Source organism: Trinickia sp. (assembly GCF_057351765.1).
This window is the reverse complement of sequence record NZ_JBMRBK010000051.1, coordinates 74,133-88,979: the sequence shown is the minus strand read 5'-3', so window position 1 is coordinate 88,979 and position 14,847 is coordinate 74,133. Positions and strand designations below refer to the sequence as shown.

Below are 14,847 nucleotides of genomic sequence, written 5' to 3'. Positions count from 1 at the left end.
TGCGTCAAGCACCCGGTGGCGGCGAAGCAGATCGTCGCGAACGACGAGCCGGCTTCTCGCAGAGTTTCTCGAATTCGTTTGCCATCTCGCCGACGCGAACGTACCGTGCACAGGCTTCGATATCGTCTTCGCGCACACCTGCCGCTGCAAAATGCTCCTGCCATCTTTCGAGCACGACCATCATCTCGCCGATCTCGCTGCGCGCCTCGGCTTCCGTGAGCATAAACCGGCCGCAATCCGATAGCACGTTGCGCATCGAGGGCTCGTAGTCAAAACGGCCGACCTTCAGTTGCTGATAGTGGATGCCCTGCAGCTGCGGCTGGACGTCGTAGGCCGGTGCGAGGTTCCAGCGGCCGTCCCGCCACAGAAATGCGTGATTCTTCTCGTGATCGTCCGTATTTTCCATCGCGACGTTGAACACCATCCGCTTGAAGATCTCCCGCGCCTCCTCCTTCGGAGCCCGCGAGAAGCGACGCGCCGTGTCCGCAATATCTGAATAGGCGGCATTCGCGATATCCACGCCTTGCGCGATCAGCAGCGTCCGCGCGCTCGCGAAATGAATCCGGCCACCGGCCTCATCGCGGTCGAATCGCTCGACTAGCAGGACATTGCGGCCGCCAACATCCACGAGGCGCGAGTCGGCCACCGTTATACCGCACGCGGCCGCGAGACGAAGCGAGGCCTGTTCGATCGCGCAAACGTCGACCGAGTCCCCTTCCGCTGGAAACTTGGCGAGCCAGTGGCACCCGTCGTCTCGAATGATTGCCTTCGGACGCGCCCCCCCAGCGCTGGCGCCCGGTCGCAGCAGCCGGCGCATATCGTCATCGATCGGCATATGTCGCTCGATTGCCTGAGCGGCGCTGAGCAACGCCGCAAGATCAGCCGTGTGCAGCGCCTGTTCGACAACGACGTTGTAACGGCCGGATTCGAGCGAGAAGGCCAGTGCACCGATGCGATCCTCGCCCGCAACCGCGAGGTAGTCGATCTCTGAGCTCCGTCGCAAACGGAACACCCGATCGATGATCTGCCGTCCCCAACGATCCGGGCCCGCGTCCGCAAAAATGGGGTGAATGTTGAGCCCGGCATCCGGCTCGAACTTGCCAGCATGCAACGGAAGATCGGGGGACAACTCGAACGCGTCAGCACGCGCGAGCCATGCTGGCGCATACTCGAAGCGACACAGCCGGCCGCGAATGAGCTCCAGTACACCGCAATGCACCGGGTCGGCGGAGGACTCCGGATAGATCCAGACGGACAGTTCGTTGTTCGTCCCGATCTCGATACTTCCATTCATCGCTGGACTCCTTTACCGCCTGATTTCAGGTTCTGCAATTCAAGTGCGAGCGCCGTTTGGTCGGCGGCTGGATCGGCAATTCGGGGGAGAAACTGTACCCGGCCGACCAGCCACAGCGCCATCGCATAGACCGAAATGGAAACGGTAGGGTCGCCCGCCTCCATCTTGCGCAGCGTCGGGACAGACACCTGCATGCGCTCGGCGAACGACTGCATGGTCTCGCGGCGGCGCTTGCGCGCGACCCGCAGGTTCTCCCCGAAATCCGCAAGGGCACGCTCCACGGGGGAAGGGAGCATATCGGCGGCGTTTGATCGTCTCGGCATGGAAATAATAATTCCATTTTTTCCGTAAAATGGCAACTATTTTTTCCTTTTTGACGTTCCGAATTGTTGCGACGACCGCGCCGGCCGTCGTAGCCAGCAGATGAGCGCGACCCATGCCTTAAGCTGTTTTTAAGATTGACCTCCTAGCCTCATTTCGCGCCCCACCGGCGAACCCATGAAAGCGCACAAAGCGCTTCGCGTAAGTCACACGGGCGCTACGGCAAACTTCGTTTTCTTTCAGACAATGAGGTGCAGCCATGTCCTCAAGCCCCATTCGCTCACTCGGCGCGACCTGCCTGTTGTGCGCGCTGCCGCTCCTGGCACAGGCCACCGAACCCGAGCCGTTTTCAATGCCGACCCCGCTCGGCGCGCAAATTCGTCACGATGGCTTCTCGATGCAGCGCATCAAGGCTGGCGGCATAGGCAACGGCAAAGCCGGCGCGTCAACGCTGTTCGGTCCGGAGATTTTGCCAAATTGGCAGCCGAAAACCGGAGATACCCCCGCGCGGCGCCTCGAGGGAAACCGTTTCGAATTTCGGTGAGCGGAATAATGGCTCGGCCCTGCGCTGCATGACCCCGCGCGCCCATCGATCCATCGGACGCGCACAGATTTTCTGACTATACGGTCAACATCTTCAGGTCAGCGAGCGCAACGCCAGATTGATGACGTCGGCCAGCTGGCTCTCGTCGTCGACCACTTTGCTCATGACGCGCAACCCCTGCGTCACACAGAGTAGATATCGGCCGACCTCGCCTTCATCGAGCGACGCATCGAACTCGCCCGCCGCCTGGCCCCGGATGACTGCGGCGGTCAGCAGCGTTGTCGTGCGCCGGTGGAATGATTCGATCTTCTCGCGCAGCGCAGTGTCGTCGGCCTGCATCTCGAGCGTCGTATTCGTAATGAAGCAGCTGCGCTGCCCCGAGAGCGCATTGGTGATTTTGGCGTAATGCAGCAGCGCCTCGCGCAGCGACTCGGTTGGCGAGCCCTCAGCACTCAAGCGCTCGGCCAACCGCGCAATGACCCCATCCGAGTAATGCTCGACAGCGGCCAGCAACAGGCCATGCTTGTCGCCGAATACTCCATACAGGCTACCTCTGAGCACGCCCGTTGCCTCGCAAAGGTCGTCGATCGAAGTCGCGTGATAACCGTGGTTCCAGAAGGTCCGACTCGCGCGGTCCAGTACTTCGTCGACGTCGAACTCGCGTGGGCGGCCGCGCGCTGCTCGTGGCTCGGCGCGAGATTTGCGGGATGGGATAGCGGTGGTCATGCGGCGATAATATGACTCCTCAGTCAATAATTCAAGTCGCACTGCATCGCCGCAGGACAAAAATGACGCCATCCATTATTCGCTGAAAGGCGGTGAACCGCGGTCGGGCATCGTCACTTCAAACACATTCAATGTCATGGCAACGAGTGTGTAATAGCCCAGCAAGCCCACCAAATTGACTGTCGTTGTACGTCCAAACCGCGAAAGCGCGGCCTCGAACGTATGATCGGAAACGCGTCGGTTTTCGTAAAGTTCGGTCGCGAAAGCGAAGATCAGTTCGTCGTCCTCATCGTCGAAACGCGGGGGTTCGCCTGTCCGCAACGCCTCAGCTATCGCTGGCGACACGCCCGCATCGATGGCTATCGGATAATGAATCTGCCACTCGGCCTGGGCATGCCAGCGCGCCGCCGTCACAAGAATGGCCAACTCCGAAAGACGTTTCGAGAGCCCCGTTTCGTAGCGACAGAACGCGCCCAGCCGCTGGGCGTGTTGTGCGAACGCAGGACTGGCCATCCACGCCAGAAACGGCCCGTCGAGATTGCCGCGCGGACCGGAAAGGATCTCGCCAAGTACGGCTTGCTGCTCGGCACTCGCTGTCGCGGGATCGAATGCCGGCAATCTGGGGGCACGGACGGTCGGATCGTTCAACGTGATTCCCCCGTGATCGGAAGCGCGGCACCGCTCGATACCAGCGCTGCATCGATGGCATCCGCGAGTCGCTCGCCGATACGCTGAATGTCGTCGGATGTGCAAATGAACGGCGGGGCAAGCAGAACATGGTCGCCAAACTTGCCATCGACGGTGCCGCCCATCGGGTAGACCATCAGTCCGCGCGCCATCGCCTCACGCCGGATGGCCGTATGAACCTTGAGCGCGGGATCGAACGGCGCCTTTGTCTCGCGGTCCTGAACGAGTTCGATACCGACGAACAGGCCGCGCCCACGAATATCGCCGATGAACGGGTGCTGCTTCCAGCGTTCGCCCAACAGCGAACGCAGCTGCTTGCCGCGAACGCGGACATTGTCGAGCAGGCACTCGTCGGCAATCACACGCTGCACCTCGAGTGCCGCGGCACACGCCGTTGCGTGCCCCATGTAGGTATGCCCGTGTTGAAAAAACCCCGAGCCGCTGACGATCGCATCGTAAATTCGATCGTGCACCAGTACACCGCCAATCGGCTGATACCCAGCACCGAGCCCCTTCGCGATGACGAGCAGATCCGGCACCACCTCCTCCTCGTCGCAGGCGAACATTTGGCCCGTGCGTCCCATCCCACACATGACCTCGTCGAGAATCAGCAGTACGCCGTACTTGTCGCACACCGCGCGGATTTTCTTGAAGTACTCACGCACTGGCGGGACGGCGCCGGCCGTGGCGCCAACGACGGTTTCCGCAACGAATGCGGCCACCGTCCCGGGACCCAGTGTCAGGATTTCTCGCTCCAGCTCGTCTGCCAGACGTTGCGCATAGACGGTCTCGGACTCCTCCGGCCGCATCTCGCGGTAGGCGTAGCAGGGACTGACATGCTGCGTTTCGGCCAACAGCGGCAGAAACGGCTCGCGCCTCCACGCGTTACCGCCTATCGCGAGCGCGCCGAGGGTATTGCCGTGATAGCTTTGCCGGCGCGCAATGAAATGACGGCGCCGCGGCTCACCGAGCTCGACGAAGTATTGCCGCGCCAGCTTCAGCGCCGCTTCGATACCTTCCGATCCGCCCGAGACGAAGTAGACATGACCCAGCCCCGCGGGCGCCGATTCGACCAGCGTTTGCGCGAGCGCTTCGGCCGGCTCGCTCGTAAAGAAGGACGTATGCGCATAGGCGAGCGAGCGCGCCTGGCGTGCCACGGCCTCGGTCACGCGGCGATGACTGTGGCCAAGGCACGAAACGGCCGCACCGCCGCTTGCATCGATGTAGCGTTGCCCTTTCGAATCGACGATCTCGATGCCGTCGCCCGTCACCGCGACGGGCAGCGTTTGCTTAGGCATCCTATGAAAGACGTAAGACATGGAGTAAGCCTCGTGTCATGAAATGTATGAGCGCTCGACGAACCGTCCGAACACGACATGACCGCTTCGATGAACGCGCATCGCGACGCCGCTGTTTTCGATACGCAGCAGGGTCGTAGCCAACGTGTTTTCTCCATCGGGGTCGCGCGGATCGTCGCGATAGATCGGTAACCCCTCGGGAGCGCGATCGCGAAGCGTCCTTAGCAACGCTTCATCGTTCACATCGCTTTGCTCTCGGGGCAACAGCTGCGCCAGCCGCGCCTGCCTGTCGCGTGACGAGGCGGTCACGATCTGTGCCTCGCCGGCATGTGCGGGATGGATCAGATGGTTCGCGTGACCGTACACGCCATGAACCTGCAGCACCGAGCTGCGGCGCGCCGTCGCTTCGACGCTGACGATTCGCAAATCGCCTGCGCACCCAACGGTATGGTGAAAGCCGCTCGCGGACGGCGTCGTCCGCAACAGCGAAAGCGCTGCATCGAGCGAATCGACGTCCAGCACGGCGCGTGCAAGGATCATCCTGGGCACACCGGGCGCGGACTCGACGATGCGAACATTATTGATCGTCTGAGCCAAGCCCGCGCGCGTCACCGCAAAGGTATGCCCTGGCAGCGAGCCTGGATAGCAAAGGCTGATAAAGCCCGGCCGGCCCGACGGCTTCACATCGACTAAAAAGCATCGTCCCGGCCCCAGTAAGTACGGATCGCCATCCTCGTTGTGGGCGATCGCCCGGTGCGATGCTGTGGCAACCGCCAGCGTCGTACAGCCGTCAGCCGTCCGGTGGATCAACTCGCCGCGGCAGTTCCAGATGAACAGATCGTCAGCGGACCACCCCAGCCCGCGCGCCATGCCGTCGAGTTCTGCGACGTATTCGGGAAACGCGGTTACCGCCGCGGCTCGCAACGCGGCCACGAACGGATGGCCGCGCCAACGGCGCAACTGCTGCCACGTTGGACTTTGCGCCATATAGGCGTCGAAATGAGGCCGGGCGAATTCGCCCAGACGACGTCCAATCCGGTGCGAATCGCCCTCGATCGAAAAGCATTCCAACTGCGACATAGCGGACATAGGCGAGAACAGGTTGCCGCGTTACGCGACGTGTTTGAGAAAGTTCTGCAAGCGCAGCGTCGGCGGGCGATCGAGCAGCGCGGCGGGCAGGCCATCCTCGATGATCCGCCCTTCGTCCATGAACACCAACCGCGTGCCGACACGCCGCGCAAAGCCAATCTCGTGCGTGACGACGATCATCGTCATGCCTTCGGTTGCGAGATCCTGCATAACCTTCAGCACCTCGTGTCGCAACTCGGGATCGAGTGCCGAGGTCGGCTCGTCGAACAGCATCAGTTTCGGCCGAATTGCAAGCGCACGCGCAATAGCGACACGCTGTTGCTGCCCACCGGAAAGCTCCGAGGGGTAGTGCCCGGCGCGCTCGGCCAGTCCCACCTTGCGCAGCAAGGCTAGCCCTTGTTCGCGGGCCGCCGTCCGCGTCGCACCGCGAACCTGTATCGGCCCGAACATGAGGTTTTCGAGCGCTGTCATCTGTGGGAACAAATTGAATTGCTGAAACACCATGCCGGCTTCGAGCCGAATACGATGGATATCCGCGCCCCGCCCTTTCACGCTGAGACCGTCGACGAGAAGATCGCCGCCCGAAATTTTCTCGAGCGCGTTGATGCAGCGAAGCAGCGTGGATTTGCCCGACCCCGACGGTCCGAGCACGACAACGACTTCCCCCGCATCGATTGTCAGATCGATACCGTTCAGCACCTGTACCGCGCCGAAGTGCTTTGTCACGGATTTGAATTCGACCATGCTCATAGCATCCGCATCCTTTTTTCGACGATTCGCAGAACGAACGTCATCGCGCCCGTCAGAACGAGATAGATGCAGGCCACTGCCGTCCATATCTCGACCGCGCGAAAATTGCCCGCGATAATTTCCTGGCCCTTGCGCGTGAGCTCGCCCACACCAATGACAATGAAAAGCGACGTGTCCTTCAGGCTCACGATGCACTGATTGCCGAGCGGCGGAATCAGGCGCCGGAATGCAAGCGGCCCCACAATTTTCATCAGCACGCGCGGCATCGACAAACCCATCGCCAGCCCTGCCTCGGTCAGCCCGCGCGGAATCGAAAGGAACGCGCCGCGCACCACCTCGCCCAGATAGGCGCCAGAATTGACGGCGATCGCCACGATCGCCGCTGTCATCCCGTCGATCCGCACATGCGCCAAAAGCGGCAATGCAAAATAGAGAAACATCACCTGTACGACGATGGGCGTACCGCGAATCAACTCGATATAGGCTTGAGCAAGCACATTTAACGCGAGCGGCCCGTAAGCGCGCGCAAGACCCGCCAGCAGGCCGATCGCGAAACCACCCACGAGGCCCGCCACCGCGATCCATATCGTCAGCTTCACGCCTTCGAGCAGATCGGGAAGCGCTCCCCAGATCACCGACCAATCGAACTCCACGTTCATGCTCCCGTTGTTCGTGGACACAATTGCGCGCCCACATACATGACATAGCGCGAGAGAGACTTCGCCCGCCGCGGCTTCGTCGCGTTTTTGCAGATGCCGCGCGCCTCGCTCAGGACTTCGGCGGCTCGGCGCCGAACCACTTGCGATAGAGCGTTGCGTACCGGCCATCGGCTTTGATGCGCTTGAGCTCTTCGTTTACCTGCGAAACGAGCGGGCTGCCTTTCGGAAATCCGATGCCGTATTTGTCACCGCTGACCGGTGTACCCGCCACCTTGACCTTGCCCTTGCCCGCGGTATTCACGAAGAACTGAACGTTCGGCGTGTCATGCATCGCGGCATCCACGCGTCCGGCCTCGAGCGCCATATAGGCCTCGTCCGTATTCGGGAACTGGCGGATTTCCTTGGGCTTGAGGTGCGCCTTGATCCAGTCGATCGTCGCCGTTCCCGTTTTCGCGGCGATGACCTTGCCGTTGAGATCGTCGATCGAGCGCACGGCTGTGTCGTCTACGCGCACCATGGCGGCCAGACCGCTGTCGTAATACGGATCCGAGAAATCGATCACCTTCCTGCGCTCCTCCTTGATCGTCATGCCGGAGAGCGCGACATCGATGTTATGTGTCTGCAAGGCTGGGATGAGCCCCGCAAAGTCCATCGGTTGCAGCTTATAGGTCAAATGCAGGTCTTTCGCAATTTCGGCCCACAGGTCGATGTCGAAACCGACGTATTTGTCGCCCTGCTTGAATTCGAACGGCATGAACGACGTATCGGTGCCCACCGTCAGCGCTTCACCCGACCAGGCGGGGACCGCAGCCGATCCCAACGCGAGCACCGCAATCAATGACATCAAGAACGAACGACCTTTCATGTTGGCCTCCACTGCCGGTTGAATAGCTGCGATCAAGGCGGCAAGGCAGCCTCGCGCATTTCGAACGACACATGCTGCAAGCGAAGTCGGCATCGCCGCATCCTCAACGCTTGATGTGCGATTCGCCCCTCTCAACAACATATGTTGTCAACGCGAATGCTATAACAACAAAAAGAATCGTCAAGGGGGATTTACCTCATAACCGCTGAAGCGAGGCGGTTGGTGTGACGATTTAGCTGTTTACAACAAACGTTGCAAACCGGCCGCCGATAGCTTGGGAGGGTCCGAGAGGTGTGAAACGAAGCTGAGCAGGCCGGGCCGATCAGGCGACGTATGCGCCTTTGGCATGCAGCGCACGCTCGGCTGCTTCGAGTTCCTCGACGGCGTGTGCGCCCTCGAGCGCCAACAATTGCGCGACGAGCGATTCGGCAAGGGCGGTGGCCGCGAGCAGGGAGGGGAAAAACGATGGACTTTCGTGGGAAAAGATCAGCACCTGGGCCGCGTTGAGCGCGATCGGCGAAACGGCGCTGTCGGTAATCGCGACGAGGTGGCTGCCGTTTTCGAGCGCCGCTTCGGCTACACGCGCCGCTTCTGCCGAATACGGTGCGAAACTGATCACTATCGTCGCACTGTCGTGCCCGATGCTTCGTAACTGCATCTCGAGCGTGCCGCCTTCGCCGGACAACAATGAAACGGTTGGTCTGAAAAGGCGATAACCATAGACGAGACCGAACGCGACCGCATAGCAGGACCGGAAACCGGCGACATGGACGTGCTTGGCGCGCCGCAAAAGCCGCGCCGCCTGTGCGAGGCCGCGTTCGTTGTGTGCGGCAGTGGATACCAGGTTATTCTGCTGCGCAACCAGCAGATCGTGAGCGAAGGTGTCTCTTTTCGCCCCCGCGACGAGCGATCTCGCCCGGGTGGTCATCGGCTCCGGCCGCCTGCGCAGGCGCGCAACGAACAGCTCGCGCAACTCGTTCCAGCCGGGAAAGCCGAGCAACTGCGACAAACGCACGAGGGAAGCGGGCTGGACCTGCGCACGCTCGGCCACCTTGCGCATCGACAAGACGGCGACCTCGTCCGCGTGATCGAGCAGGAACGCGGCACCGGTTTGAAACTGAGGGCTCAGCTCGGTGAAACGCGCGCGAACGAGCGCGGCGAGTTCGTCGAAAGTTTGCGGCATGCGGTGGTGTCCGAACGACTGGCGGCGGCAACAAATGTTACCACCGTCCGCCGCTCATGCGGGCGCGCCCCCGATCACAACACCGCCGCTACGCGCACGTCCGACTTATCCGCCGACGCGACGATCTTGCCGCCCACCCGGCTGAACGTGATCGTGACGGTCTTGCGGCCCACACGCAGGTTGCTCACTTCGAGCCAGTCGATCCCCTCGGGCAATGCCGGCTGCTCGATCAGAACCTGCTCGCGCTCGGCATCGATGGTCAGTCCAAGGCAGGCCTCGAGCATCATGAACGGCGCGCCGGCCGCCCAGGCCTGCGGCAGGCAGGCCACGGGATAGGCCGTGGGCGGCTCGCCGTGCTGACGCATGAAGCCGCAAAAGAGCTCGGGCAAACGCATATCGAAGTTCACTGCGGCCTCGAACAGCGCCTCCAGCAAGCGCACTGCCGCCGGTTTGTCGCCATAGCACGCGAGCCCGCGCGCGCACAACGCGTTGTCGTGCGGCCAGACGGAGCCGTTGTGATACGACATCGGGTTGAAACGCGGCTGATTCGCGGCCAGCGTACGCACGCCCCAGCCGGTATGAAACTGCGTCGATTCCAGCTTGCTTGCCACTGCCTCGCCACGCTCGCGCGACGGCAGCCCGAATGCAAGCAGGTGACCCGCATTGGAAGCCAGCACGCGACACAGCTCGCCATGACCGTCGAGCGCTATGCCGTAAAAGTTCGCCTCGGGCATCCAGAACAGCGCTTCGACGCGCTCCCGCAAGGTTTCCGAGCGTGCGGCATAACGCGCCGCCGCATCGACGAGCCCGCGCCGTGAGGCAAGCTTCGCCATCGTGTCGAAAGCGGCGCAGGCGTAGGCCTGAACTTCGACGAGTGCAATCGGCCCGTCCGGCATCCGTCCATCGGCGTGGAACACCGAATCGTGGCTGTCCTTCCATCCTTGATTCGCCAACCCGCGATCGGAAGTGGAGTGGTAATCGACGAGTCCGTGCGGATTTTTATCGCAGACGCCGGCCACCCACTGCGCGGCTCGCTCGAGCGCGGGCCACAGTTCGTCGATGAACGCCTCGTCGGCCGTACGCGCGAAATAGGCGCCGGCCAGCACGACGAAAAGCGGTGTGGTGTCGACACCCCCGTAATAAAGCGCGAACGGCACCTCCCCCGTTCCGGCCATTTCGCTCTTGCGCATCTCGTGCATGATCTTGCCCGTCGACGCGTCGCGAAAGGCGGAATCCTCGCGCGCCTGATATTCGGCCAGAAAGCTCAGTACACCGCGCGCCAGCCACGGCTGCAGCCAAAGCATCTGCAGCGAGGTCACGACCGCATCGCGGCCGAACGGCGTCGAAAACCACGGGATACCGGCGTACGGATAGGGGCCGGTCGGCAAATCGGTCGTCAGCAGGCCGAGATCCGCGAACGACCGCTCGAGCCATCCGTTGAAAAGCGGGTTGCTCGTCCGGATGCGGGCCGTCGCCCGGCGCCGCTCACGCATCGACAAGTGCGCGCTCGCCAGTGCGGCACGCACGGCGGCACGGCCCACGCGCGGGCGCACGGCATCGATTTGCGTCAGATGCGCCGGATGGCTGCTGTGCGGCGGCTGTGCGACCTGCGCACCCGGTGGCTCGGAACAGGTGGCCGCCGCGAGCTTGTGCGCATCGACGGCGACCGACAAATAAATCGACACGCAGGCCTGCGCCGGGAGCGTGATCGAGTAATCGGCCCGATCCTGCGCAAGCTGATCGGGCTGCGGTGCGAACGCAATCCGAACGGAGCGCTCGACACAATCGAGACCGGTATAGCTGTGCCGCACTTCGTCGCGACTCACGAGAGGCGCCGCGATGGTGCCCCGCTTCGGCCGCGAGAGCCCACGCACCTCGAACATATCCTTGAAGTCGCAGCCGAACGAGATCGACAACGGCACGACCGCCTCGGTCGAGCCGTAGTTGGTAAGCGTAATCGCTTCGTAAAGTACCGTACCGGCAAGCACACGCATGCGGTCGACGTGGATGACGCCCTCAGGCGTGAACCCGCCGCCCACCGGCGGCAGCGGCCGGTTCGTCAGATGTGCCGTGAACGAAGTGTTGTCGCTGCTGACATTGCCTGACAGCAGCGAAGGCGCCCGCCCGCCGAAGGTCAGGCGAAGCTGCGAAAGGGTGCGGGTGTCGTTGACGAAAAGCCCGTCGTCGAAACCGTTGATGTCGCCCAATGGGTCGTTGACGACGAACGTGTCGCCCGATTTCAGTACGTACTGGCTCGTGCGTGCGACGTAGGGGTGCTCGGGGGCAATGAACGCGCCGTCGTCGGGCTGATGTTCGGTCGGACCGCCCGCTCGTGTCACTAAATCCGGAACTTCGGTATCCAGCATCGTATGGCTCCTGACGTTGGCTCTTCTCGATTGTAGAAAGCGATACGCGAAGGCAAAGAACAAATGTGGGATGGCGTGCCGGCGCCGCCGTGCCGCAAGAGCGGTGCCCGCTCGACTATGCCTGCTCGCGGATGAACGCCTCGACGTGTCGATTGAACGCGGCGGGGTGCGCGAGGTTCATGCCATGGGAGGCCCCGCGGATCGTATGACGCCGCGTATCGGGCAGCCAGTCGACGAGCGCAGTGACGTTGCGGCGAAACAGCTCGGGACTCTTCTCTCCGTCGATCAGCAACGTCGGGCATGCGATCTGCGCGGCGGCATCACGAGTGTACGCCGGCAACGGGTCGGCGAACTGGCGCGGCAACGTATCGGCATTGTCCATCGCCATCGTCCTGAAGGCCGGGGTGCTCTTCGCCCACGAGCCGACGCGGCTGACCGAATCGACGAACAGTTCCAGGCCGGCCTCGGCTTCGCCGGCCTCGATCAGCATCGCCGCGTGAGCGCGCAGCGCGTTGACGGTCTCGGGCAGAATCGCGAGCGCCTGTCCGGGCGTCTGCAGCGGGCCGCCGGGATCGGCGAGCGTCAGCGTACGCAGGCGCTCGGGGTACCGCAATGCGAAATGAAACGCGACGCAACCGCCGCGCGAATGCGCGACCATGTGGGCCGGGCCCGCGCCGAGCTTGTCGATGAACTCGGCGAGCTCGTCCGCGTGACGGCTCCAGCTGAAAGGCACCGTGCCGGGCAGCCCGCCCAGCGGCCAGTAATGCGTGAGGCTCACCGCCACGCATCGAAAGTGCGCGGACAATCCGGCGAGCTGCGGCTGCCAATAACGGTAATCGCACAGCGAACCATGCACGAAGAGAAGCAGTTCGCCGGCGCCGCGTTCGACGTAAGGCATGCGCAAGCCATTGCCAAGTTCGATGAAATGCAGATCGGAAGCCGGTGCGAGCATGGAGGGACGGGAGGACATCGGGGCTGGCATCCGCATCAGTTGTCGAAGCGCAGTTCGGGCGACGCATCGCAGCCTGCGGGGAGCACGGTGCCGGCGCCCTCGACGACAACGGCGTTCTGTCCGAACGTCATTTGCCCGTCGACGCGACTGTCGGCGCGGTAGGCGCTCAACGTATCGGTCGGCTCGTGAGGCCAGCGCGGATCGGGAGCGCCACTGAGTTGATCTATCGTCGGAATCGGGCAGCGCGTGCACGGCTTGACGAACCGCAATCCGATCGGACCGGCACCGGTCTCGAGCCGCAGCGTATCGATATAGTCCTCCTCATACGCCTCGATGCCGCTCAGCACGAGATTGGGTCGAAACCGATTCATCGGGATGGCATCGACGCCTTTTTTCGCGAGCCGCGCGTTGAGATCGTCGAGCGACGCCTGGCCGATCACGAGCAGCGGGTAGCCGTCCGCAAAACGAAGCGGTGCGATCGTGTCTCCGGTCCGGTCGCGGTTCGCGATGCGTTGCGCGGCGGGATCGAAGCGTACGAGCCGCAACGGCGCACCGAGGAACGCCGAGAACCACTGCGCTGCCTCGCCGCCCACGTCGAGCGCGTTCAACGTGCTGCGCCAGACGGTGACTTCGATGCGCTCGGCATCGGACAGTACCGCTGCGTCCAACGGCGTACGAAACGGCGCTTGACCCGGCGCCCGAACGACGAGCTCGCCGCCCGCGAACTCCGGCTCGATCAGCGCCATGCGCGGCATCGTCCGCTGCGTCACGAACCGGCCGCTGGTATCGACGAGCATCCAATGCCGGTCGTATTCGAGCCCGTGCGCGAACATGCGCGCCTCGTCGAGCGCAATGCCCGCGCAGGATTTGATGGGATAAACGTTGATCTGGCTGATCGTTGCCATGGATGGATGTTTGCCTGGCCGCAATGCCGGTGAAAGCGGCGATGGTAACACCGCCGCGAGGCACTAGACCAAGCTGGCCGCCTTCGCATGCTGCACGCCAAGCACCCGTGCGCGGGCTCCGGCAAGCCGTTGCGGGATCAGCCGAACGCGGCGGCGTCGACGCAACTCGCGGCCGCGCTTGCTCCGCGTACGGCGCAGGTGAGCGGCTCGTGGGCGACGCGCACGGCGAGCCCGGTTTCCTCGGCGAGCCGCTTATCGAGGTTGGCGAGCAGTGCGCCGCCGCCCGTGAGGACCATTCCGCTATCGGCGATATCGGTGACGAGCTCGGGCGGCGCGTTTTCGAGCGCGAGCTTGATCGCAGCGACAACCGTACGAAGCGGTGCGGCCAGGGCTTCCGCCACATCGTGGTTCGACAGCTCGATCGTGCGCGGCAGACCGTCGACGAGGCTGCGACCGATCGCGCGCGCCCGTTCGGTCGGCACGTCGAGCGTCGCGGAGCCGATCGTCTTTTTGACATGCTCGGCCGTTTGATCGCCCAGCACGACGCCGTAGAGGCTGCGGACGTAGGACACGATCGCGGCATCGAATTGATCGCCCCCGACACGCACGAAGCCTTGATATGCGACACCGCCGAGCGACACCACAGCGACTTCGGTGGTTCCCCCGCCCATATCCACGACCATCGATCCGCGCGCCTCTCCGACGGGCAAGCCGGCTCCGACCGCGGCAGCGAGCGATTCGTCGATGAGGCTGACCTTGGCGGCTCCGGCGGCGAGCGCCGCCTCGCGAATCGCGCGCCGCTCGACCTGCGTCGCCGAGCACGGCACACAGATCGTGAACTCGGCGCGAAGGCCGAAAAGGGAGCGCAACCGGGCCATCTCGACGAACTCGCGGAACATTTGTTCGGCCGCGGCAAAGTCCGCGATCACGCCATGCCGCATCGGTCGGACGGCCTCGAGGTTCGTGGGCGAACGTCCGAGCAGTTGCCTGGCCTCCTCGCCCACGGCCGCCACCCGCCCCGCGCCCGGGCTCGGCGTCTTCTGAAAACACACCACCGATGGCTGATTCAGTACGATGCCCTTGCCGTGCATATAGATCAACGTGTTGGCGGTTCCCAGATCCACGGCAACGGGCCTGGGCAGCAGACGGCGGAAAATGTGATGCGACATCGTTGACTCTCTCATAGAGTGACAACAACGGCAGGCGAG

Annotated in this window: 15 protein-coding genes; 1 reads left to right on the top strand and 14 read right to left on the bottom strand. The window is 63.1% G+C overall.

What is annotated here, in order from left to right; all coding sequences use genetic code 11:
• Positions 1-4 precede the first annotated feature (4 nt).
• Positions 5-1,294, bottom strand: coding sequence for a type II toxin-antitoxin system HipA family toxin (locus ACO1XS_RS14015; protein WP_486390946.1), 1,290 nt, complete (start codon positions 1,292-1,294; stop codon positions 5-7).
• A complete protein-coding gene (locus ACO1XS_RS14010) occupies positions 1,291-1,653 on the bottom strand; it encodes a helix-turn-helix domain-containing protein (protein WP_331574179.1) in 363 nt (120 codons plus the stop codon). The genes ACO1XS_RS14015 and ACO1XS_RS14010 overlap by 4 nt, the downstream gene beginning before the upstream one ends.
• 314 nt (positions 1,654-1,967) lie before the next feature.
• Between ACO1XS_RS14010 and ACO1XS_RS14005 the strand changes: the two genes are divergently transcribed.
• The gene (locus ACO1XS_RS14005) at positions 1,968-2,159 is read left to right on the top strand and encodes a hypothetical protein (RefSeq protein ID WP_331574142.1); all 192 of its coding nucleotides are present in this window, start codon (positions 1,968-1,970) and stop codon (positions 2,157-2,159) included.
• A gap of 93 nt (positions 2,160-2,252) precedes the next feature.
• Here the strand turns inward: ACO1XS_RS14005 and ACO1XS_RS14000 are convergent, their stop codons facing one another.
• The 12 genes from ACO1XS_RS14000 to mreB all read right to left on the bottom strand — a co-directional run bounded on the left by ACO1XS_RS14000 (position 2,253) and on the right by mreB (position 14,823).
• Positions 2,253-2,885: a TetR/AcrR family transcriptional regulator gene (locus ACO1XS_RS14000; protein WP_486390945.1), complete on the bottom strand. Its 633-nt coding sequence runs from the start codon at positions 2,883-2,885 to the stop codon at positions 2,253-2,255.
• Positions 2,886-2,960: 75 nt separating this feature from the next.
• Complete coding sequence (locus ACO1XS_RS13995) at positions 2,961-3,539, bottom strand: carboxymuconolactone decarboxylase family protein (protein WP_486391004.1); 579 nt, start codon at positions 3,537-3,539, stop codon at positions 2,961-2,963.
• Complete coding sequence (locus ACO1XS_RS13990) at positions 3,530-4,891, bottom strand: aspartate aminotransferase family protein (protein ID WP_486390944.1); 1,362 nt, start codon at positions 4,889-4,891, stop codon at positions 3,530-3,532. The genes ACO1XS_RS13995 and ACO1XS_RS13990 overlap by 10 nt, the downstream gene beginning before the upstream one ends.
• A 15-nt stretch (positions 4,892-4,906) precedes the next feature.
• On the bottom strand, positions 4,907-5,950 hold the full coding sequence (locus tag ACO1XS_RS13985) for a C45 family autoproteolytic acyltransferase/hydrolase (RefSeq protein WP_486391003.1): 1,044 nt from the start codon (positions 5,948-5,950) through the stop codon (positions 4,907-4,909).
• 30 nt (positions 5,951-5,980) lie between these two features.
• A complete protein-coding gene (gene glnQ / locus ACO1XS_RS13980; protein ID WP_486390943.1) occupies positions 5,981-6,709 on the bottom strand; it encodes a glutamine ABC transporter ATP-binding protein GlnQ in 729 nt (242 codons plus the stop codon).
• On the bottom strand, positions 6,706-7,362 hold the full coding sequence (glnP, locus tag ACO1XS_RS13975) for a glutamine ABC transporter permease GlnP (protein ID WP_331574145.1): 657 nt from the start codon (positions 7,360-7,362) through the stop codon (positions 6,706-6,708). Before glnP ends, glnQ begins: the two co-directional genes overlap by 4 nt.
• Positions 7,363-7,477: 115 nt before the next feature.
• Positions 7,478-8,233: a glutamine ABC transporter substrate-binding protein GlnH gene (glnH, locus tag ACO1XS_RS13970; protein WP_331574132.1), complete on the bottom strand. Its 756-nt coding sequence runs from the start codon at positions 8,231-8,233 to the stop codon at positions 7,478-7,480.
• 322 nt (positions 8,234-8,555) lie between these two features.
• Positions 8,556-9,416 (bottom strand): MurR/RpiR family transcriptional regulator, encoded by an 861-nt coding sequence (locus ACO1XS_RS13965; RefSeq protein WP_331574130.1) that lies wholly within the window; start codon positions 9,414-9,416, stop codon positions 8,556-8,558.
• Positions 9,417-9,490: 74 nt separating this feature from the next.
• The gene (locus tag ACO1XS_RS13960; RefSeq protein ID WP_486390942.1) at positions 9,491-11,782 is read right to left on the bottom strand and encodes an amylo-alpha-1,6-glucosidase; all 2,292 of its coding nucleotides are present in this window, start codon (positions 11,780-11,782) and stop codon (positions 9,491-9,493) included.
• Between the two features lie 115 nt (positions 11,783-11,897).
• Positions 11,898-12,734, bottom strand: coding sequence for an alpha/beta fold hydrolase (locus tag ACO1XS_RS13955; protein ID WP_440563364.1), 837 nt, complete (start codon positions 12,732-12,734; stop codon positions 11,898-11,900).
• Positions 12,735-12,769: 35 nt separating this feature from the next.
• The gene (locus tag ACO1XS_RS13950; RefSeq protein WP_486390941.1) at positions 12,770-13,639 is read right to left on the bottom strand and encodes an MOSC domain-containing protein; all 870 of its coding nucleotides are present in this window, start codon (positions 13,637-13,639) and stop codon (positions 12,770-12,772) included.
• A 137-nt stretch (positions 13,640-13,776) separates the two neighbouring features.
• Complete coding sequence (gene mreB / locus ACO1XS_RS13945) at positions 13,777-14,823, bottom strand: rod shape-determining protein (protein WP_414720347.1); 1,047 nt, start codon at positions 14,821-14,823, stop codon at positions 13,777-13,779.
• Positions 14,824-14,847 lie beyond the last annotated feature (24 nt).